General features: G+C 45.5%; 22 protein-coding genes and 1 other annotated feature. Of the genes, 10 read left to right on the forward strand and 12 right to left on the reverse strand.

Features of this window, described 5'->3' with window-relative positions; translation table 11 throughout:
- The gene (locus tag ACT89M_RS23360) at positions 1-981 is read left to right on the forward strand and encodes a metal-dependent hydrolase (protein WP_221789977.1); all 981 of its coding nucleotides are present in this window, start codon (positions 1-3) and stop codon (positions 979-981) included.
- 100 nt (positions 982-1,081) lie between these two features.
- Here the strand turns inward: ACT89M_RS23360 and ACT89M_RS23365 are convergent, their stop codons facing one another.
- Positions 1,082-1,297, reverse strand: a complete 216-nt coding sequence (locus ACT89M_RS23365; protein WP_090919614.1) for an alpha/beta-type small acid-soluble spore protein — start codon at positions 1,295-1,297, stop codon at positions 1,082-1,084.
- A gap of 119 nt (positions 1,298-1,416) precedes the next feature.
- On the opposite strand from ACT89M_RS23365, the gene ACT89M_RS23370 reads away from it, so the two are divergent.
- Positions 1,417-1,614, forward strand: coding sequence for a hypothetical protein (locus tag ACT89M_RS23370; RefSeq protein WP_090919617.1), 198 nt, complete (start codon positions 1,417-1,419; stop codon positions 1,612-1,614).
- A gap of 136 nt (positions 1,615-1,750) precedes the next feature.
- On the opposite strand, the gene trpS is transcribed toward ACT89M_RS23370, so the two are convergent.
- A complete protein-coding gene (trpS, locus tag ACT89M_RS23375) occupies positions 1,751-2,743 on the reverse strand; it encodes a tryptophan--tRNA ligase (protein WP_090919620.1) in 993 nt (330 codons plus the stop codon).
- An 85-nt stretch (positions 2,744-2,828) separates the two neighbouring features.
- Positions 2,829-3,092, reverse strand: a binding site (T-box leader).
- 248 nt (positions 3,093-3,340) lie between these two features.
- Between trpS and ACT89M_RS23380 the strand changes: the two genes are divergently transcribed.
- Entirely contained in the window at positions 3,341-4,318 is a 978-nt protein-coding gene (locus ACT89M_RS23380) for an aldose 1-epimerase (RefSeq protein ID WP_308723058.1), read from the forward strand.
- Between the two features lie 203 nt (positions 4,319-4,521).
- A complete protein-coding gene (locus tag ACT89M_RS23385) occupies positions 4,522-4,755 on the forward strand; it encodes an alpha/beta-type small acid-soluble spore protein (RefSeq protein WP_090919627.1) in 234 nt (77 codons plus the stop codon).
- Positions 4,756-4,881: 126 nt separating this feature from the next.
- On the opposite strand, the gene ACT89M_RS23390 is transcribed toward ACT89M_RS23385, so the two are convergent.
- Positions 4,882-5,292: an O-methyltransferase gene (locus ACT89M_RS23390; protein ID WP_090919630.1), complete on the reverse strand. Its 411-nt coding sequence runs from the start codon at positions 5,290-5,292 to the stop codon at positions 4,882-4,884.
- Positions 5,293-5,569: 277 nt separating this feature from the next.
- Positions 5,570-7,369, reverse strand: a complete 1,800-nt coding sequence (locus ACT89M_RS23395; RefSeq protein WP_487344848.1) for a M3 family oligoendopeptidase — start codon at positions 7,367-7,369, stop codon at positions 5,570-5,572.
- Positions 7,370-7,488: 119 nt separating this feature from the next.
- Here ACT89M_RS23395 and ACT89M_RS23400 point away from each other — a divergent pair, with 119 nt between their 5' ends.
- Both ACT89M_RS23400 and ACT89M_RS23405 read left to right on the forward strand, forming a co-directional pair.
- The gene (locus ACT89M_RS23400; RefSeq protein ID WP_154891084.1) at positions 7,489-7,659 is read left to right on the forward strand and encodes a YycC family protein; all 171 of its coding nucleotides are present in this window, start codon (positions 7,489-7,491) and stop codon (positions 7,657-7,659) included.
- Positions 7,656-7,886 (forward strand): hypothetical protein, encoded by a 231-nt coding sequence (locus tag ACT89M_RS23405; protein ID WP_090919639.1) that lies wholly within the window; start codon positions 7,656-7,658, stop codon positions 7,884-7,886. The genes ACT89M_RS23400 and ACT89M_RS23405 overlap by 4 nt, the downstream gene beginning before the upstream one ends.
- An 18-nt stretch (positions 7,887-7,904) precedes the next feature.
- Here the strand turns inward: ACT89M_RS23405 and ACT89M_RS23410 are convergent, their stop codons facing one another.
- On the reverse strand, positions 7,905-8,636 hold the full coding sequence (locus ACT89M_RS23410; protein ID WP_154891115.1) for a DUF2225 domain-containing protein: 732 nt from the start codon (positions 8,634-8,636) through the stop codon (positions 7,905-7,907).
- 42 nt (positions 8,637-8,678) lie between these two features.
- On the reverse strand, positions 8,679-9,056 hold the full coding sequence (locus tag ACT89M_RS23415) for a globin domain-containing protein (protein ID WP_090919642.1): 378 nt from the start codon (positions 9,054-9,056) through the stop codon (positions 8,679-8,681).
- 556 nt (positions 9,057-9,612) lie between these two features.
- On the opposite strand from ACT89M_RS23415, the gene ylbJ reads away from it, so the two are divergent.
- Positions 9,613-10,854 carry a sporulation integral membrane protein YlbJ gene (ylbJ, locus tag ACT89M_RS23420; RefSeq protein ID WP_154891085.1) on the forward strand — a complete coding sequence of 414 codons (1,242 nt, stop codon included), beginning with the start codon at positions 9,613-9,615 and terminating at the stop codon, positions 10,852-10,854.
- 102 nt (positions 10,855-10,956) lie between these two features.
- Positions 10,957-11,760, forward strand: a complete 804-nt coding sequence (locus tag ACT89M_RS23425; protein ID WP_090919650.1) for an NAD kinase — start codon at positions 10,957-10,959, stop codon at positions 11,758-11,760.
- A 56-nt stretch (positions 11,761-11,816) separates the two neighbouring features.
- Here ACT89M_RS23425 and ACT89M_RS23430 read toward each other — a convergent pair whose 3' ends face one another.
- Both ACT89M_RS23430 and lipA read right to left on the reverse strand, forming a co-directional pair.
- Positions 11,817-12,239: a YutD family protein gene (locus ACT89M_RS23430; RefSeq protein ID WP_244159298.1), complete on the reverse strand. Its 423-nt coding sequence runs from the start codon at positions 12,237-12,239 to the stop codon at positions 11,817-11,819.
- A gap of 14 nt (positions 12,240-12,253) precedes the next feature.
- Complete coding sequence (lipA, locus tag ACT89M_RS23435; protein WP_090919653.1) at positions 12,254-13,153, reverse strand: lipoyl synthase; 900 nt, start codon at positions 13,151-13,153, stop codon at positions 12,254-12,256.
- A gap of 266 nt (positions 13,154-13,419) precedes the next feature.
- On the opposite strand from lipA, the gene ACT89M_RS23440 reads away from it, so the two are divergent.
- A complete protein-coding gene (locus tag ACT89M_RS23440; RefSeq protein WP_154891116.1) occupies positions 13,420-14,427 on the forward strand; it encodes a M23 family metallopeptidase in 1,008 nt (335 codons plus the stop codon).
- Between the two features lie 136 nt (positions 14,428-14,563).
- On the opposite strand, the gene yunB is transcribed toward ACT89M_RS23440, so the two are convergent.
- The 3 genes from yunB to zwf all read right to left on the reverse strand — a co-directional run bounded on the left by yunB (position 14,564) and on the right by zwf (position 18,483).
- Entirely contained in the window at positions 14,564-15,514 is a 951-nt protein-coding gene (yunB, locus tag ACT89M_RS23445) for a sporulation protein YunB (protein ID WP_487344849.1), read from the reverse strand.
- Positions 15,515-15,764: 250 nt separating this feature from the next.
- Complete coding sequence (gnd, locus tag ACT89M_RS23450; RefSeq protein WP_123064728.1) at positions 15,765-16,658, reverse strand: phosphogluconate dehydrogenase (NAD(+)-dependent, decarboxylating); 894 nt, start codon at positions 16,656-16,658, stop codon at positions 15,765-15,767.
- A 370-nt stretch (positions 16,659-17,028) separates the two neighbouring features.
- On the reverse strand, positions 17,029-18,483 hold the full coding sequence (gene zwf, locus ACT89M_RS23455; protein WP_341181256.1) for a glucose-6-phosphate dehydrogenase: 1,455 nt from the start codon (positions 18,481-18,483) through the stop codon (positions 17,029-17,031).
- A 425-nt stretch (positions 18,484-18,908) separates the two neighbouring features.
- Between zwf and ACT89M_RS23460 the strand changes: the two genes are divergently transcribed.
- Entirely contained in the window at positions 18,909-19,229 is a 321-nt protein-coding gene (locus tag ACT89M_RS23460) for a winged helix-turn-helix transcriptional regulator (RefSeq protein WP_090919666.1), read from the forward strand.
- A 122-nt stretch (positions 19,230-19,351) separates the two neighbouring features.
- Here ACT89M_RS23460 and ACT89M_RS23465 read toward each other — a convergent pair whose 3' ends face one another.
- On the reverse strand, positions 19,352-21,814 hold the full coding sequence (locus ACT89M_RS23465; RefSeq protein WP_154891088.1) for an S-layer homology domain-containing protein: 2,463 nt from the start codon (positions 21,812-21,814) through the stop codon (positions 19,352-19,354).
- Between the last annotated feature and the right edge of the window lie 7 nt (positions 21,815-21,821).

Genomic DNA, 21,821 nt, shown 5'->3' on the forward strand with positions numbered 1-21,821 from the left:
ATGGATACCTCTACACATTTTGTTATGGGCATTGGTTTGGCGGGTCTCGCCTATGTTGATCCTGTCGTTGCAACCGACCCCATGCTGGCAGCCGCCGTCATGGTAGGTACGATCGCCGGCTCCCAAGCCCCTGACATTGATACTGCACTGCGTTTTAAAAGTAATTCGCTCTATATTCGAAATCATCGGGGACTGTCCCACTCGTTGCCGTTTCTGTTGTTATGGGTACTGCTAATTACGGGTGTGATCGGATTGATTTTTTCAGGAGTTTCACTTGGTCATGTTGCCCTCTGGACTGCTGTAGCTGTAGGCGTACATGTCTTTACCGACTTGTTCAATACGTATGGAACACAGGCTGCCCGTCCTTTTACAGAACGCTGGATTGCCTGGAACATCATTCATATCTTTGACCCGTTCCTGTTTATTACACATGTGATTGCGATTCTATTATGGGCTTTCGACCTTATTGCACCTGCCCCACTCTTTACTACGCTGTATATTCTGATTGGAATATATTATGTATGGCGTACCATCGCGCGGGCACTGGTGGTTCGAAAAGTGAGACGTATGGATAACAGTCCGGAACCAGCCAAATACATTGTGATTCCAACGATTTCCTGGAGCCGCTGGCATGTTGTCAAAACGAATAAGGATGGAAGTTATGAGCTTGGTAAGATCGATGGTTCTGAGCTGACCTGGAGCCTGCATGCCACCTCTTCCACTCATGCAGCCGTTGTAGCCTCACGCAAGGCACCGGAGGTTAGTGCATTCCTCTATTTCACTTCTTATGCTGTAGCCGAGGTGGAGGAACTTCCTGCCGGATATAAAGTTCGCTGGGCTGATGTTCGGTATCGACACCGGAAACAGTATCCCTTTGTCGCCGTAGTGGTCATGGATCGTAACTTCAAAACAATTGATACTTACGTAGGCTGGCTAAGTGATGAAAAAATGGATAAAAAACTTTTATCTGCTCGCCCTTGACGCAGACCTTGGTTGCAGGGCACAATCGTTATAGGAACGATTGCGCGGGAAAAGCCCGGAGCGTTATCCGCTTCGGGCTTTTACTGCTTTGGTATATAAATTATTTGCCAGACAGAGACTGCTCAGCGATTTGTACCAGACGTTTGGTGATATATCCACCCAAAGATCCAGTCTCACGGGAAGTGTAGTTACCATAGTATCCGTCTTGCGGGATAGTTACACCCAGTTCTTGTGCAGCCTCCATTTTCAATTGTTGCAGAGCTGCTGTCGCTTGAGGCACCACCAAGTTGTTAGAAGAGCGAGATCCTTGAGCCATATTTAAAATCTCCTTTCAATCTGTGTCTGTAATGTATTGCAAGCTTGCAAGATTATTATGGCTCGCACGCTTCAGGTTATACGAAAATTCAATAAATTTGTACATGGAGGTTTTTCCCAATGAGCAAAGGCTTATCCTTATGGTTTGCATTTTCTTCGATAGTTTTGTTAACGGTTACAGCAATCACGATTTCTTACAACGGCTGGCTTGCAGCCCTGCTGTTTGTTCTATCCATGGCTAATATCGTTTGGGGATTTATCATCCGGGCGAAAAAAGAACGTCAGGAAGCCCGCTCGGCTTCCGAATCAGCTTCATAAGCTATCGCTATCATATGAAGTTAATAAGTCAAAAAAGAGGAGGCGGATGGATTCATCCGTCTCCTCTTCTATGTTCACATGATTAACCGTTCATGGTCTTTATGCTAAATTGACTTTGCTGAACCTGTATTCCCAATTACAGCTTACGTCTAGGAACGAAACCCATCCGCTCTTTCACCGCATCCAGCGTCTTCGCAGCATCCTCTTCTGCACGACGTGCCGAAGTCTCTAATACATCTGCAAGCTCACCAGACTCACGAATTTCGTTGTATCTTGCTTGTAACGGTTCGATAACAGAGACAACGACTTCGGCGAGTTCCTTTTTGAATGGGCCGTACATTTTGCCTTCGTAACGCTCCGCCACCTCATTCAGTGTCATACCCGCACATTCCGCATAGATGCTCATCAAGTTGCTCACCTCTGGCTTATTCGCCGGATCATAGACAACTTCACGACCGGAATCCGTCGTAGCACGGCTAATTTTTTTGCGAATGACATCCGGCGGATCTAACAGGGCGATATAACTTCCTGCATTGGGGTTACTTTTGCTCATTTTTGAGGAAGCATCATCCAGTGACATGACACGCGCACCGACCTGTGGAATATAAGGTTCAGGAATGGTGAAATATTCTCCGTAACGATGGTTAAAGCGCCCTGCCAGATCACGAGTCAGCTCCAGATGCTGTTTCTGATCTTCCCCGACAGGCACGAGATCTGCATTATACAGCAATATATCTGCAGCCATCAGGGATGGATAAACGAACAGTCCTGCGCCGACAGAATCTTTGCCGGAAGATTTGTCTTTAAACTGGGTCATACGCTCCAGCTCACCCATAGAGGTGAGCGTTGTCATCAACCATCCGAGCTCTGCGTGCTGTGGTACGTGAGATTGCAGAAATACGTTTGATTTGCTCGGATCAATTCCTGCCGCGATGAACAATGCAGCCACAGCCTCGGACTGTTCACGCAGTGCCGCTGGCTCCTGTGCCACTGTAATAGCATGAAGATCTACAACCATAAAATGACACTTATAGTCATGCTGTAATTTCACAAAATTTTTAATCGCACCAATGTAGTTGCCCAGTGTAAGCTTACCGCTCGGCTGAATACCTGATAATACCGTTTTCATCTGATACGCCTCCCTAATTCACACATCATCTAGAATTCAAAAATTTGGCATCTTCGCTCTGCGAACGCAAAAAAGCCCCACATCCGCAAGGGACGTGAGACCGTGGTGCCACCCTTATTCGCTTTCCTCTCCGCTATCCTGATATGCAGGAATATAGCAGGAAAAAAGCCTTCATTGTTCCTTAACGTGGAATAACCGGCATAACCTAATGAGATCTCCCTGTATAGCTCGATCTGTTCAGTTATACACTCAAGGGTCCATTCAAAAAAGAGTTCACACCAGTTCACATCAACCACTGGCTTTCTGAAGAGAATACTCCTTGTCTACTTGTCCCCGTCATCGCTTTGATATCATTCAGTTCATAAAAAGCTTCTAGAATTCCATATTAATGCCCTTAAGCCTGAATGTCAAAATGAGATGAGTTTTTTTTCGCGAAGCTTGAAAATCTGTTATGATGGTATTGCTTATCCTGTGAAGGCTATGATGCTGATCGCAGGATGTGTTAAAAAGTTGGAATGATCACAATGACACGCCTGTAGCAGTTCAGCAAGCCCAACTGCATGCAGACAGATTTCAAGTGGGAAAAGGAGCATCGATATGAAACAAGTGACCAAAGGTCAATGGAATGGTTACGACACGTATATCCTACATAGCCGTGAATTGGAAATCACCCTGCTGCCTCGTCTGGGAAATAACATCATCTCGATTCGCGATTTGGTGCAGAATAGGGATATCGTTCGTCGCCCGGACGAAAATGATCTGGCTTTCTATTTACAGAAGCCCTATCATTTCGGAGTCCCGTTGCTCATACCACCAGGACGTATTCACCAGGGACAATTCGAGTATGAAGGTGTACGTTATCAGTTCGATCAGAATACGGCGAATGGCAACCATATTCACGGTCTCCATCGCAGCCAGTCCTGGTGTGTCAGTGATATTGAAGAAGATGAGGACGGCTGTGCAATCACAACCGAACTATTAACCGAAAATGAAAAACATTGGATGGAACAGTTCCCCATCCCTCTGAAACTTGAAATGACATTCAGCTTGAAAAATGCTGTACTGACCCAGCGGTTGCGTGTCACCAATTTGAGTTCAACACCTGCTCCCTTTGGGATGGGATATCATACATGGTTTTTGCTCGACGGTAAACCTGAAGATTGGACACTACAGCTACCTGTTTCCGGATTGTATGCACAAAATGAAGATCAGCTGCCTACAGGCGAAATAGAAACGTTACATGATGAATGGTCCTCTATCGGGGAAGGAATCAACATGCAGGGAAGAGACTGGGATACGTTGCTTCGTGCGGCGGAAGGTCAGCCTGCAGTTGCTCATTTGCGGAGAAATGATGGATATACACTGAAATATTCAGTAGATGAAGCATTTTTCAAACACTGGGTTTTGTATACCAAAGGAGAATCCGATCAATTCTTGTGTATTGAACCTTACACCTGGTTGCCGGATGCGCCGAATCTGCCATTGACTGAGGATTTAACTGGACTGATCCGGCTTGAACCAGAGCAACCTGTAGAGCTGTTCACCCATATCGAGGTTGTTCCACCAATTGACTAAGCAATACTTTTTTTACAATAGATGAACTACCTCGACTTTTGCTATTCTCGCAATGATGCAAAACAAGCCGATCCGCACTGGATCGGCTTTTTGAGTTGACATGCCTTCGTTTGATTATCCATATATTCCCTTACGCCATATCATGTATATTTCCTCATTCTCGATCCATACTAACATCACTAACCCACAAGGAGGTGAGACATATGTACGGAAGCCAAAACCAAGGTGGCGGAAGCCGCTCTAACAATCTGGTAGTACCTCAAGCGAACGCAGCATTGCAACAACTGAAAATGGAAGCTGCGCAAGAGCTGGGTGTAACTATTCCTCAAGATGGTTACTACGGTAACTATACTTCCCGTGAGACTGGATCTCTGGGTGGATATATTACAAAACGTCTGGTACAAATCGCTGAGCAGCAATTATCGGGTCGTTCGTAAGCTCGTAATTATTGCTTGAGTGTTGCTGAAAATGAATGGCGGCCTTCTTCGGAAGTGCCGCTTTATTTCTATTTGTACTAAACATGTGTAACAAACTTAACGATATCATTCTCTGGTTTTGCTAAATTATGAGCCAGATCCCATCCCCGAATCCAGATATGTATTCGTTCTAGGGTAGCGAATCATCAAGTTCGCCATGTTGTAATTGGATTCCATCGTCGCATCGATCATGATCATGCCTTGTCTAACGGTAAAGTCATAGCTAATTTCGCCATGTGTCCAATTCCGCTTAAATTTCAGTGTCTCCAGTGCCATAGCGCGGAAGGAAGCACGTTGCGCATGATTAAGTCCCTCACCCTCCATCTCCATCCGTCCATCTTTACCGGTTATCGGATTATGTCGAATGCCGAATTTCCCAATAACGTTATTTCGTATTTGCACAAAAACTACCCCTGAATCTAATCCTGACAGTTCCTGATCAAGCTCTTTAAACACCAGATCTAACTGTCTTGCTAATGAAAGTTGCTCCGTTTTCACGTTAACACTCCTCCTATTATGCTTTTAGTCCTATAAAGCAAGGACTTACGACTCATTATATGACATCATATACGCTTACTCAACAAATATAAACAACTTTGGGTAATTATCCCTATAATTTGCACAATTAATTGCCAATCCCCCTCCTTAAAACGAGTTTTTTCATTTATTTACGACAAAATATACATTCGACTTTAAGGGCAAATAAAAGAAGCCATAATAGATGTCTGTCAGACAATCCACTATGGCTTCTCTTTTCTCGAAATAGTTGGCTACGCTATTTTATATCTGAGGTCATCTCTAAAAATTGCTCAATATCGGCAATAACTAAATTCGCAGCATTTTGCCAGAAGTCCGGTTGTGTCAGATCTGTACCCAGATGTTTCTGAGCTAGTTCCTCCACAGTCATTCGTCCAGTATCACGCAGCAAATCATCATATTTCCCCGCAAAAGCCGTACCTTCTTGTTGTGCCCGAGCATAGATTCCCGCACTAAACATGTACCCGAAGGTGTATGGGAAGTTATAGAAAGGTACACCTGTCAGATAGAAATGCAGTTTCGATGCCCAGAAATGAGGATGATTTGATGCCAGAACGCCGCAGTATGCCTCTTCTTGAGCCTCCACCATTAATCTGCTCAACTCGTCGGCACTTACCAGGCCTTTCTTACGTTGCTCATAGAAACGATTCTCAAACAGGAAACGGGCATGAATGTTCATAAAGAACGCAACACTACGCTGTATTTTATCTTCAAGCAACGCCAGCTTCTCCTGCTCATCACTTGCAGTTTGCACCAATGCATCGGCAACGATCATCTCTGCGAATGTAGAAGCCGTCTCAGCTACGTTCATCGCGTAACGCTGATTCAATGCCGGCAGTTCTTCCATGATATGCTGGTGGTATCCATGACCAAGTTCGTGCGCGAGTGTGGATACATTCGACGCCGTTCCAGAGAAGGTCATAAAGATGCGAGTCGCTTTGCTTAGTGGCAGTGAAGTGCAGAATCCCCCTGGACGTTTACCTGGACGATCTTCGGCTTCAATCCATCGTTTCTCAAAAGCCATCTCTGCAAAGCTCGACAGTTTGGGACTGAACTTGGCAAATTGCTCCACGATTGTCTGAGCTGCCCCGTCATACGTCACTTTACCAACAGACTTGCCTACCGGTGCTTCTACATCGCTCCAGCTTAGCTTATCGACACCCAGCAATTGGGCTTTTCGCTCCAAATACTGTACAAGTACCGGTTTGGCTCCGTTGATGACTTCCCACATGGTATCCAGCGTTTGGCGTGACATCCGGTTGATGGAGAGAGGTTCTTTCAAGATATCATGCCAGCCACGCTTCTCGTACAATTTTAGACGGAAACCCGCAAGATGATTCAACGTGTCTGCGCAGAAATCCTCCACATCTGTCCAGGCCTGCTCCCAGGATGCATATACCTGCTCACGCACTGCACGATCACTGTCACTGAGCTTGTTAGCGGCCTGTCCTGCGGACAGCATAACTGTCTCCCCATCCTGTTCAAACGGGATATTCACTTTACTTACAATTGTATTGTAGAATTTGCCCCAACCATGATAACCATCCACAGCCAGATCCAGAGCAAGCCCTTCCAGCTCCGGTGACAATTTTTCTTTCGCTTGTGTACGACTCTCGTTTAATACAAAGGACAAAGGTTGGATTTCAGGACGTTCAAGCCATTCCGCCCATACATCTTCTGGCATCTGGCTAAGTATATTGTCGAATTTGGATTTACTGCTGCTGAGCATCGCAGCAATGGAACTAACAGTCCCTTGAAGTTGAGTCGCTTTTTTATCTTGCTGATTTTGAGCGGACAGACAAGATACGAACGCAGACCCTTCAGAGATTCGAACATAACAGTTTTGCAACAGTTCAAGAATAGGATCAAAAGCCTCTGTATCTTTCAATGTTGCTGGAGCAACCGTTTGATTCAATGTTTCTTGCAACTTTCGCACATCCGTTTCCAGCTTACTCAGATATGCGGCGAATGCTTCGGAAGAAGAACCTCCACTAAAGATGGACTCCAGATCCCATACAGGATGTAATGGCATTTTCATCTAATAAGGCACCTCTTTCTATAGATTCGGGTGAATAGAATTGAATTAAAAACTGGTTTTATACGCAACGTATCTCTATACTAGAGAAATAATAAGCAACTTTTTCAGGAGGTAAGTGTATGAAACCTTTACAAGTATCGGCTGAAACAGCCGTCAAATTAGCAGCATCTCTGGGCGTGCCTCTGGAACATCTGATGCATATGCCTCAACATATTCTCATGCAGAAGATTGCAGAACTGGCCAAGGAAGAGGCCGCTAAATCTTCAGATCAGGAAGACAAATCCGAATGATTCCTTTTGAGAACAGTTGGCCATACGATGTCATTATGGGGGATATCTATGTACAGCAATGCCCTTTTTGCGGTGCAAACAATGTGCTACTTCCCCTCAAACCCAAGGAACTCATCCGTATCCGTGAAGGAAAAAAGAAATTGCTTGTCTTTCCCTGCTGTAATAGCAGCATGACCGTCATTGATACCGATAACGATTACCTGTTGTCCAGTCGTCCTGTTCGATAAATACATCCTGCAATACACTTAGAGAGGGCTGCGCTTTGCAGCCTCTTTGTCTGCTTCCAGCATCTCTTGTGGCAGTTCCATTTTTCCTGATATCATCTGTTCACGTAGCAACGCCCATTGTTCTCTTGACGCACGAATCATCGCTGCATCTGTAATGCGTTTGTCATGAATGACTCTACCGAACCATTGAACCGCTTCATGGAACCTTCCTACTCTGCGATTCAGTTCTCCAAGCAGATATAGTAACTTCGCCTCATTACCGCCTGTTCCTTCCCGTTCAAACACCTTGATATAAGCTTCCAGGCTGAACTCGAGAAAACGATGCTCCTGTGTATGATCTTCCATATACCGATACAACCAGGCTATATGATGCAACAGGCCAGCAACGACACGATCCTTTTCCTGAATAACCTGAGCACATAGCAGACCCAATTTGTACGTAGCAAGTGCCTGTTCCAGATTTCTTGCTCCACTATAATCTCGCTTAACCCAGCGGTTTCCGATCTGCTCGATGAACGCCTTGCGCTGTATCTCATTCAGATTACCTGAAGAATTTTCGGTAGAGGCAAATCCACACGAAGGACAGATTCGGACAACATAAAAATCCGGATTTTCCTGTTTGTAATAAGCACAAAAATCAGAATCCGTTCGGTAAGGCCGTTTCAAGCTCGGTCTTACTCGTGACGTTTCAAATTCATTCTCGCAATAATGACATGTCACCTTCACCTTATACAGCGGCTCTAATTCCACTTGTTCCATCCCTCTCCCGTAAGGCTTGTCGTATATTTGGAACTATGGCGTATTCACAAAATGGTGAGCTGGCCCCGATAAACGCTGCAAAATAAACGAATGCAACGGTTCTTCCACACCAATTTGTGTTAACGCTTGATTCATACATGCAAGCCATGCCTCTGCTCGCTCTACCGTCACCTCAAAGTGCATATGACGAGCACGCATCATCGGATGTCCGTAGGCCTCAGAGAACAATGCAGGACCACCAAAAAATTGAGACAGGAACATGTATTGCTTGTCCATTACCGGAGTAATATCTTCCGGGAAGAGCGGTGCTAGTTGTTCATTCTGCAATACGATTGGATAAAAAGCCTCCACCAGCGCCCGAACACCTTGTTCACCGCCAAGATTGTCATAAATACTTAAACTGGAATTCATACTTCTTCCCTCCTTCAATATGTCGAATTTTGTAATATAACACATGCTACAGGAACATGATAAACAACAGATCAACAAGCTGGCCCTAAAAGCCAGCATCTTCATTCTATCAAAAAAAACCAAAAAGTCCTATATCACATGAAAGATCAGATTTGACCAGAGCCTTACGTACCAAGGAGTTCCGGGCCAAAATGACAAAAAAAGCGCCAACCTTCAAGGCTGGCGCATCACATATTCCATTAATAACTTCGCCAATCTTCCTCTTCAGTACGCACCAGCGAGGCACGTATCACATACACAAATGCACAGACCAGGACTCCGGCGACAAGACTCATGATCATCACTCCATCCTTATTGATTCCACCTTTATGGCAATTAGGTGACGTTCAGGCGTTTTTACCATTTTAGCATACATCATTCAAAAACACAGCCACTTTTGCAAGCGCTTTCCCATTATTATTTTGTACTGTTTGTCCGATCTTTTTCATATATTTATGGCAAAAGCTCCATCATGGACTGTGATTCCTGCATCTTAACCCTAAAAGGAGAGAAATTCATGAACGTTTCAAAGCGCATCATGCAAATCCTGGTCATCCTTGCTCTCCTTTTCTTTTGTGTTCTGATGGCTTTGTACCCATCTGAAACTTGGCATGCCAGTGTGAGGGGACTATCGATCTGGTGGGATGTTCTGTTCCCTTCCCTTTTTCCATTTCTGGTTTTATCCGAGTTGCTACTCGGTTTTGGTATTGTGCATTTTTTGGGTACATTGCTTAATCCACTTATGCGCCCGATATTCCGCGTTCCCGGAAGCGGCGGGTTTGTCTTTGCCGTAAGCTGTGCTTCTGGTTACCCTACAGGGGCTAAACTGACCGCACAATTATGGGAACAGAAACTGGTTACAAGAGAGGAGGGTGAGCGCTTGGTTGCTTTCACTACCTCATCTGATCCGATCTTTATGATTGGGGCTGTGTCTGTCGGTTTTTTCCACAATACGTCCATCGCTCCAATTCTTGTGGCCTCCCATTACTCTGCGGCTATTCTTGTAGGTGTGCTCATGCGTTTCCATGGCCGTCCCGCTGCAACTCTACCGTCTGAATCCCCTCCCGCTCACGGAGAGCATCGCAACCGTTTCCTGAGTGCGATCTATGCGATGCACGAAGCGAGACAAGCCGATGGGCGGACCTTAGGGGAATTGCTTCGGCATGCTATATCCTCTTCCCTCCGGCTTATTATTATCGTAGGCGGGCTAGTTGTATTCTTCTCCGTCATTATGGAATTATTGGTTCAGACCGGATGGCTAGGCATGCTATACACTCTAACGGAACAAGGACTTCAACTTGCCGGTTTACCACCATCCCTGTCCCACAGTCTGGTCGGCGGATTATTTGAAGTGACACTTGGAGCCAAAGAAGCTGGAGCTGCATCCACCTCCATTCCTCTTGTCTTTAAAGTTGCTGCCGCTGCATTTGTACTTTCCTGGGGCGGGTTATCCGTACATGCGCAAATTATGAGCGTGTTAAGCAATACGCCAATGCGATACGGGCCTTTTTTACTGGCTCGAGCAATTCATGCGGCAATTGCACCTCTACTCGTCATTTTGTTATGGCCGCTATTCATGAACATATCGGCCTCGCCTGCATTTCTGGAGAACACGCTGAACCCTTCTGTCTTCGATCACACACCCGGATGGAATGTCATTGGAATAACAGGAATAAAGATGTTCGTCGGTATGCTCGCTACTCTCTTATGTCTTACCTGGATTCGTTCGTTACTGATTCCCAAACGGAGCGAAAAATAGGGCTTTGTCCAAATAGTTTGCCCAGAAGTTGAATCGGACGTTGTGTTCTGGCGCGGAATTGATTATCATCGGTAGTATAATGACCACAAAGGAGCTTTCATCTTGAGATACTATGTTCAAGACCGCGGAGACCAGTTATCGATTGATCTCAGTCAGCAGTTTCATGCGCTGGCGAAGGAAGAAGGATTCAAGCTGGATGCAGAATCGCCGGAGATTGTCATCTCCATCGGAGGCGATGGAACGATGCTTCAAGCTTTTCACAATTTCATCGACCGCATTCCGGATATTGCTTTTGTTGGGGTTCATACGGGCCACCTCGGCTTCTATGCCGATTGGAAGAAGGAAGAATTAAGGGAATTGGTTCGACTTATGAGCGGTAAAGGGGATCCCGATCTCCTTAAACCTCGTATTGTGAAGTATCCATTGCTCGAACTGGAGATTCGTAAGAAATCAGGTAACGCCTCGTACATCGCCCTGAATGAATTCACGTTAAAAGGGGTAGATGGTACCGTCGTAGCACAAGTGGACATCAACGACGTTACATTTGAGATGTTCCGGGGGGACGGGATCTGCGTTTCCACTCCTTCAGGTAGTACGGCGTACAATAAAGCACTCGGCGGAGCCATGGTACATCCAACGATTGAAGCTATTCAGATTGCTGAGATTGCATCCATTAACAACCGTGTCTACCGGACGCTCGGTTCACCTGTCATTTTGCCCAAGCATCACCATTGTGACATTTTCTCACGTAAAGATCAGCGTCTGTTGCTAACCATTGATCATGTCAATGTAATGGTGGAGGATCTGATCTCCGTTCGTTGCCAGGTCTCGGAGCAGAAGGTCAGTTTTGCGCGTTTTCGCCCATATCCGTTCTGGAACCGGGTTCGCACAGCCTTTCTTGATTAGGCAACATGTCTGACCAGCCAAAAGTTTATGTATACGCATCAAAAAAGCGGTCCTTCTCAGGAACCGCTTTTTGCTTTGGCTTGTGGCTGCTCTTTGCACTTCTGCAGTACGAAGTATGCACAGCCAAAGTTACAGTACTCGTTAATGTAATCCACAAGATAAGAGATGGTTGAATCCTTCGTTGCTTTGGGGTGATTGTCTCGATAAAAGCCTTTGAGTCTAAGCTGGCTATAACCCCAGTCACCAATAATATAGTCGTAACGCTCCAGCACTTCGCTGTACCGGTCACGGAACACTTCAGGGTTCCAACCCTGCTTGTGGTTCTGTACAATTTCATAATTTTTACCGCCGACTTGAACAATGACGGGTGCCTTAGGCTTTTCCTGCTCCTGTACAGACTCCTGTTCCGTTTCCTGTAGCTGTTGCTCGTTCTGTTGCTCGTTCTCCAGCTGTTCTTCCGTGTTTTTATTCTGTTCCAATCCGGATTCCTCCATCACGCGTGTGTTGCCGCCTGTTCCGTATGCTGATTCGCTGATTTTACCTGTTCATGGGCATGATAAGAACTGCGTACCATCGGACCGGATTCGACGTGACTGAATCCACGCTTCAATCCTTCTTGTTTCAATGTTGCAAATTCTTCAGGCGGATAATACTTCTCAACAAACAGATGTTTCTCGGATGGCTGTAAGTACTGACCAATCGTCATAATGTCACAGTTCACCGCACGAAGATCATCCATCGTTGCCAAAATTTCGTTATATTCTTCACCTACACCGAGCATAATACTCGATTTCGTTGGGATGTTAGGTTGCATCTCTTTGGCACGAGCGAGCAATTCCAGTGAACGTTTATACTTGGCTTTGGCACGCACCTTGTCTGACAACCGTTCAACGGTTTCGATGTTATGGTTCAAGATGTCCGGTTTGGCATCCATAACGATCTGCAGTGAATCCCGATCACCCATAAAATCCGGAATAAGCACTTCCACACTACACAGTGGCAGACGCTTGCGTACAGCTTTTACCGTTTCGGCAAAAATGGTTGCTCCTCCGTCCTTCAAATCATCCCGGGCCACACTTGTAATGACACAATGTTGCAGGTTCATTTGTTCAGCTGCTTCGGCTACACGTTCCGGTTCCTGTAAATCGAGTTCCGTAGGCAAACCGGTATTGACCGCGCAAAATCGGCATGCTCTTGTGCAAATATCGCCCAAAATCATAAAAGTCGCTGTTCGATTCGCCCAGCATTCATAAATATTCGGACAACGTGCTTCCTCACATACGGTATGCAATGTTTTGGAACGCATCATGTTTTTAATTTCCTGGTAGTTATCTCCGGTTGTCAATTTGATCCGAATCCAATCCGGTTTCGGTTCTTTAACACGTTTAGCCAATGCATAAACCTTCTTTCTACTGAAGTTAGGCTGTTGCTCGGAACATATTATACCATGAAAGGCTTGGAAAAACCCCCATTTGTCACATCTTGTGCTTACACAACGAAATGGATAAAAACAGAACGTTTGAAGAACGCTAAGATATCGCTTGATTTATCGGGCATAAGTGCATCATCTTAACGGAAAGGGGCTGCTTCCCTGTGCAACATCAGTGGATACTCCGAAATACGTACAGCTTTTGCATCAAAACGTTACTCGCAGGCGCGATGCTTCTCCCATTCCTGCCTGCTGATGTTTACGGTGAGTCTGTCCATACAACAATGACCCAACCCCAAGCTGCAGAGACCAAAGCAACCGACATTTTTGCCGCACGTCGACATCTGTATGAAAGTATTGGTCAGATGACCCAAATTCCATGGTACAGGCTGGCCGCCATTGATCAGTATGAACGAACGATTACACGAGCACATCCCAAAGATCGTAAACACCCTGAACGTTTGACCGGTATTTTCTTGACGTCTCCGGCTTGGAGAGGCTGGCTGAACCCGGATGAGACAGACCAGCATCCGCAATCGATTCTTTTTTTCAATGGAAAAGGCAGAGATGGTTCAGGAGACGGGATTGCGGACTCCAACAACGATTTGGATGTACTCTACAGCATGGCGTCAATCATGCAGCAATACGGAAATAAACAGGAGGACTTTGGCATAGGCCTGTGGGAGTACTATCACAATTCAAGAGCCGTGCAGCGAATTCAGCAATTTGCGAAATTATATGAGCATTTTGACAATCTGGATCTATTCGGACATGCCTTTCCCGTTCCTTTGGGTACCAATTATTCCTATCGCAGCACATGGGGAACCAAACGAAGTTGGGGTGGATATCGCATTCATGAAGGTACAGATATCTTTGCTCCACATGGTCTGCCTGTTCGCAGTACATGTTACGGCATTGTGGAGATCAAGGGTTGGAATCCATTCGGTGGATGGCGGATTGGTATCCGGGATTTGAACAACCACTATCATTATTACGCTCACTTGTCCGGCTTTGATAAAGGAGTTCGGATCGGTGATGTGGTCACTCCCGGGCAGGTTGTAGGCTGGGTTGGCAGCTCTGGCTACGGCAAGCCGGGAACTCAAGGCAAGTTCCCCCCGCATCTTCATTACGGCATTTACCGGGACAGCGGTCTGCATGAATGGTCTTTCGATCCCTATCCGTTACTCAGAAACTGGGAACAGGAAGAACGAAGCCAGAGAAACAAGAAGAGCAAGTAAAGGCGGACAGCATACACCTTGTAAATACGCGCTCAAAAAGGGGAACCTCTACGATTGACGAGAGGTTCCCCTTTCTCTTTCTAGGGTTAAGCTTGATGGAATATTGCCTGAGAACAAGCAATCCAGCGCTTCGCGCCTAATGCCCATTTTGTCCGGACTGAAAACTCCCGTTCAGATCAGGCGGGTCCAGTTCAAGTTCCAGCCCGTTTGACTGTGTATTGTTTCCCGGCGCTTGCTGCGGATTTGGAATCTGTGGCTGATTACCTGGTATCTCACCACTATTGTGCGTGCCGTTTCCATTGCTATTACCACTGTTCGTACCACTTCCACTTCCCGTGTGACCGTTACCGCCGTTAGATACGCCTGCCTGCCCTGAAGGCAAGGCAATTGCGGGAGCATTACTACCGTTGCTCCCGACAGGTCTGCCCTGATTATCGTAATAATACATCGGTACATCACCCACAACGAGTAAATATGAGATCGGGATTTCGGTATCTACGGTCTCAGGTTCCATGTCAAAAGGCACTACAACGGCAACCTCGGCAATAATGTGGATGTATACCTCGACCAAAATCATGTTAATACCTGCATTCTGCTGACGGGTGTTCAGGTCAACCTTCACCGCCCCCTGAGGTTCAATACGAACGGGGATGCTTGGGCCAAAGGAAGCCATAACCGGGCTGCCCAGCGCCTGACCCAACGGTATTTTTTCTTTTAACATATGCACGTTCTGAAGGGTAGACTGCACGACATTCATCGTACTTGCCGTGATGCGCATATGTTCGTTATAGTTCAGCATGAAACCTGAAACTTTGCCCGCCGTATCGGTTTTCCAATCAATTAGACCTTCCGTTGTCTTGCCTTCAGCAACCTGAGCCGTAATCGCTTTATTAATCGCCTCGGTTGCAATCTGCTTCACCCTGATCTTGGCCAGATGCATAATGGGCGGCTTCATCTTTTTATCCACGTATGCGAAGCCCTGCATCAAACAAAATATAGCTACGAGCAAAGCAATTAACCATACTTTCCGCTTACCGCTTGGCGGCTTAGAGCGCCGTCTTCGGCTTCGCCATCTCTTTCGCATCATCGGAGCGTCCCTCCCCTGCGGGATGAGCCATAGGCTTATATGTTATCCATATGCAATGTTGTCCTGAAAAAGAAGGACAGCACCCTGTAATGCACGTTGGAGTGGCCTGATCGGCAAATCCGCAGGATGTGCACATCAGGCTGCTCCAGGCACAAAAAAACCTTCCGCCCGTAGCAGATATGCCATCTGCACAGGCGAAAGGTTTACTTTTTACAAATAAGGAATCTTTAGGTTTGTTTTAATGAACAGATTAGTTTTTTTCCACCGCATGTCCACCGAATTCGTTACGCAATGCTGCAACGACTTTACCCGTGAACGTATCGGTTTCCAGGGAACGGTAACGCATCAGCAAGGACAGGGCGATAACGGGTGTAGCCGTTTGAAGGTCAAATGCTGTTTCAACAGTCCAGCGGCCTTCGCCGGAAGAGTGCATAACCCCTTTGATTTCATCCAGGTTAGCATCTTTGGAGAATGCACGCTCTGTCAATTCCATCAACCATGAACGGATAACGGAGCCGTTGTTCCATACGCGCGCAACTTGTTCGAAGTCGAAGTCAAATCCGCTTTTCTCCAATACGTCGAAGCCTTCACCGATGGAAGCCATCATACCGTACTCAATTCCGTTGTGCACCATTTTGAGGAAGTGACCGCTACCTGCTTTACCTGCATACAGATAACCGTTTTCTACGGAAGTGTCTTTGAAAGCCGGCTCAACGATCGCCCAAGCTTCTGGATCTCCACCGATCATGTAACATGCACCGTTACGAGCACCTTCCATACCGCCTGAAGTTCCTGCATCCATGTAATGAATGCCTTGTGGTTTCAGCTGCTCGTAACGACGGATGGACTCTTTGTAGTGAGAGTTCCCTGCTTCGATGATGATATCACCTTTGGACAGTAGCGGGCTCACTTCAGCCAGCACTGCATCCACAACGTTATGAGGAACCATGATCCACAGCACGCGCGGAGATTCCAAGGATTCAACCATTTCTTTGTATGAAGACACGCCTTGAGCGCCGTATTCTTTCATTTCTTTAACCGCTTCTGCATTCAGGTCAAAGGCAACCACTTCGTGTTTGTGATCAATCAGGTTTCTGCCCAGGTTCAAGCCCATTTTTCCGAGTCCGATAAGTCCAAGTTTCATGATAAAATCCTCCTGTTTTGCGAATGTTTTGAGTAGAATCAGGATACAGAACACATTCCGCTTTTGCCCACCAACCGTTCCGGTTACGGATCGTTCTTTCGATCGCTGTTGTATTCCAATTTTTATAATTTCCTAACTGTACGGGTAAAATTGGACTACAAAGGCGAACACTTCGTTTCTGCAGAATCGATTCCGTCCCCTCCACTACGTGGTCCATGATGATGTGTGCTTAAGCCGTGATGCTTCTGCCATCTATATATAAAATGTTTGCGGCCTTCTGGCTGAATTAGTCAGAAGGTCTTATGCAAAATTGGAACGGTATAATTTTAGCGATGAATTATTTAAAAATTGTTGAGGAATGTTTCCTCTCTTACCACCAACGGAATCCATTCACCGCAGTCAGGCGATCGGCTGATTCAGGTCCATTCGAACCTGCACTGTACGTATCCAGTGGAATAGTACCTGCCGCAAAGGCTTCCTGAATCGGTTGTACCCACTGCCATGCCAGTTCAACTTCGTTCCAGTGTGCAAAGAAAGTAGAATCTCCACGCATCGCGTCAAAGATCAAGTTCTCGTACGCTTCAGGAACGTTACGTTCTCCTGAGTTAAAGGTCATATGCATCGGTTCTACCTCACCATGGTTTAGTGGGTTCTTCGCATTTAGTTGCAGGGAGATACTTTCGCCAGGACCAATTTCCAGCGTCAACAGGTTTGGAGCCATCGTGTTTTCAGACTCATGTCCTGTTTTGAGCGGCGCCTTGAATTCAACGACGATTCGGGTTGATTTCTCAGCCATGCGTTTACCTGTGCGGATATAAAATGGAACCTCGTCCCAGAACGGATCATCCAACCACAGTCTTGCGGCTACATATGTTTCATTCTGTGAGTTTGCAGGAATACCAGGCTCGTCCAGATAACCCACAACTGCGGAACCTTGAAGCTCGCCTGCACCATATTGGGCACGAACCACTTCAGAAGTCACATTTTCTTTAGTCAAAGGCCGCAAAGACTCAGCAATTTTTTTCTTTTTATACTGAATTTCTTGCGGTGTGCAACGTTTCGGCAGATGCAGTGCAATCATCATCAGCAGTTGAAGCATATGGTTCTGGAACATGTCGCGAAGAGCACCACTTTGATCATAATACGCAGCACGTTCCTCAACACCTACGGTTTCACTGGCTGTGATCTGTACGTTCGCAATGTAACGGTTAGACCAAAGTGCCTGAATCACCGGGTTGGCATACGTCAGTGTTTCGATGTTCTGTACCATTGGTTTTCCTAGGAAGTGGTCGATCCGATAAATTTCTTCTTCCGCAAAGGTATTGCTCAGCTTCTCATTCAGCTCACGAGCAGACTGCAAATCATGTCCAAATGGTTTTTCGATGATCAGTTTCTTCCAGCCTTTCGTGTTACCCAAACCGCTTTCTTGAATATTCAGTGCGATTGGCTCGAAAAATTCAGGTGCAACCGACATATAGAACATGCGGTTTTCCGGGATATTCAATTCTTGTTCACGCTCTTGCACCAGTTGAAGCAACCGGGTGTAATCTTCAAGCTTCGTATTGTTCAGCGAACAGTAACGGAAAGCTCCGATGAAATCGCGTACCTGTGATGCCTCCTCCGGCTTTTGACGGGAGAATTCCTGCAGTGACTTTTCTACATTCGCCTGGAAGTCTGCATCCGACAGTTCACGACGGCCCAAACCGATGACGGAGAATGCCTTGGGCATTTTCTGATCTACGTACAGATTGTATAATGCAGGGTAAATTTTACGTTTGGCTAAATCGCCTGTTGCCCCGAACAGGACAAATGTCATTGCATCCATTGGAGTGCCTCCTATGATCTGTGCAGTATAGTATATGATGTTGCAAAATGGTCAAATCCAAGCATGACAAAAGACGGAATAAGTGGGCACCTCGCCCGCCTTGCCTCCGTTTATTACCGTTGCCTCAATCCAACCATGGGAACATTCCTTCTCTCCACAACCTTAATCAACTTTGATCAGGTTATAAATTGTAACCTTTAGAATTAACGTTACCCATATTACACCTGTCGTCACAATTCGTCAACATTCGTGTCTAACCTGTGAACTCCAGTGTTTACAGGGGTTTTGTTGAATGTTAACGCTTTATGTGGTAAGTTTAATAGCAATTGGATTGTGACATTTTATACATAACACCTGTGGACAAGAAGGTTACAATAAGTATACTAAGTATATTACAAGGGATACTAAACCAAAGGAGTACAGTTATGAACGATGATGAGAATGCCAAACAGATGTGCTCGAAAGTGGAACAATCTTATCAGATCATTGGCCGAAAATGGGTAGCTTTAATTATCCATGCGTTGATGGAAGAACCCAAACGCTTCAGTGAAATTCATGCTTATATTCCCGATCTGAGCAAACGTGTATTGAATGAACGTATGAAGGAATTGGAAGAAGAGGGATTGGTCGTGCGGCATGTCGTTACTGAACGTCCTGTTCGGACTGAATATATGTTGTCCCGCAAAGGAAGCGAACTCGGGCGCGCGTTAAGCGCTGTCGAGCGATGGGCGGAGAAATGGTTGTAACCGTTATGGTCCTGTTCTACAGGACCATGCACGACAATGGTCATTCATCATATTTTATCGCAGTTTCACACATTTAAATAAAAAAACGAAGGGAATTCATCCCTCCGTTTCTTGTATTACGGTTATTTCAAAGTTACATAAATCGTGTATGCACTATTCATATAGAACCGATATTTTCCTGGCTGTAAATCCTTGGTATCGAATTCAAAAACCTTTCCTTCTACATCTTGTGGAATTTCTAATTTCAATCCATGACCATCTCTGACTTCTTTTTCAAAATTGGCTATAGTACCATAGGTATCTTCGTAAACGAAGTAAACCGGATCCCCACCATAGTCTAAAGTAAATTTAATCACAGTGCCAACAGGCTCCTGTATTCTCCATTCAGTTGGATGATCTACGAATACAGGCCGAGTAAATGAAACAAACTTCGATGTGGTATAAACTTGATTTTTATAAACACTATCCGTAGTAGAAACCCCGCCTTCTAACACCTTGAAGTAGGTATTTTTTCCCAGAACTTCCTTCTTGGGTTTGATCTCAATTCTGTTGTATTTGATGGAGACCTGGTCCTCTGGATCAAGAGGAACAAAATTGGGTGTTTGGGACCCTGTAGAAACGAGAATATAATCTCTTAATTTTCCTAGTTCAGACTCCATAATCATCCGATTAAAACTAATGGAATAGGATTCCCGAATGGAAACCCAGCTTCCACTCATACTTGTTGACTTCTGAACCAAAGGTTTATCGGGACCATCCATGACATTGTAATAACTAACTTGAGAACTATTATTCATTGCATCCAACACAAAAATTCTTAATCCGCCATAGTGATTAATTAGCTCAGTTGTTGGAACTTCTGTTCTTTCATTTGCCACGATAGGGAATTTAATAGCTGCTCCAGCTTTTACTGCTTCATCGAGAAGAATAAGATTTTTGCCATCAATATTCTGAGTAGTAGCATAAACAAAACCACTCCTAGGACTGTACACATATACTGACTCCGTTACTGTAATCGCTTGCTCCTCGGTTCCTAGTATAAAAAAGGAACCTCCCTCATAGCTGCCATATTGACCGCTTGGTGATGGGTTAGAACCTCCATTTCCCGGATTCGGGCTTCCTGGGGTTGGACTTCCAGAGTTTGAGTTACCCGTTCCACCAGTTGAACCTGAAGATGATCCATTGCTTCCAGAGGGTGCATTTGAAGTTGGAATCGAACTGACAGGCTTGCTCGTACCGTCAATTTGTACGGTTGTATCTGAAGGTACCGAAGAACCTAAGTTCACTTTGTTTGGTGCCTTTTCCATAGTCACACCTACAGCGTTGACTGTAGCCTGTTCCACGGTACCTGTCCCAAACATTTTAACGGCTGCATTAAGGATAGCTGTTATTACTTTTGCTTCCTTACTAATCTGAACTTCGGTTCCCTCGGCCGAATCAGCAAAATTCAGCTCAGTGACCGTTCCAGAAGGAACTTGAATATTTATACTCTTAGCTTCCACATCTACGGTATCAAAATTCCCTTTAAGATATACTCTGGACTTCTCGGGAAGTGCTTCGGAGAGCTTGAGCTTATCGATTTTTGCAGTCCCGTTAGATTCAATGTTAGCAGAAGTTTGAATGGTCATCTCATGTACTTGCGTTTTTCCCGAAGCTACCAGACGAACAGTGCCATCTTTTTTGTTGACAATAACCGTCAGCAGAACAGAATCTTCCAGATGTACACTGTTCTCTCCACCGCCATATACGTAAGTTTTTCCTTGAACGGTTACGTTCTTGAGGAATACATCACCTTGACCAACAGCTTTGCTGATGATCAGATCACCTGTAATAGTCATATTCTGAAGAGTGACTCCCGAAGCGCCGATGACTACGTTTCCTTGGATTTCTTCTTTCTTGTCCTTCGAACCATACTGGCCTTCTTGTCCGTACCAGCTTCCATATGTACTAAAAGCCCTGTCTAGAATCTGTACTGCTTCAGCTCTGGTTACTGCACTATTCGGTTTAAAACTACCATTGCTATAGCCTACGACGATCTGCTTCTCGGCAGCAGCACTTACGGCCTCTTTACTCCAACTTTGAATATCCTTCTGATCTGTAAAACTTGTCTCTCCACTACCCTGCAAGTTTAAAATTCGTGATACTACGGTTGCTGCCTCCTGCCTTGTTAGTGTAGCATTGGGGTGGAAAGAACCGTCCTTGTAGCCTTGAATATATCCTGCTTGAACGCCTTTAGCGACATCTTGAGCATACCAATCAGATTGAGATACATCGGTAAAAGTTGAATGACCAACCTGTTCATACTGGAAAACACGATTAATCATAGTTGCCCACTCGGCACGTGTGATTTCTCCCTTAGGTAAGAAAAGATCTTGTTTATTTCCTTGTACGATCCCTCTGCCAGCCCATTTTTCAACGACTTCCTGAGCCCAATTCCCTTTTAGATCTTTGAACGTTTTTACGGCAACAGTTGCTTTCCCGCCACGATCATACACTGCGTCGGTTACAGATTCAGCCTGAACTGCTGTGCCCATACTTCCAAATAACAAAACTCCTGATAAAAATAAACTTCCCCACTTCTTCACGATACTC

The organism is Paenibacillus sp. NN59, from assembly GCF_057597225.1.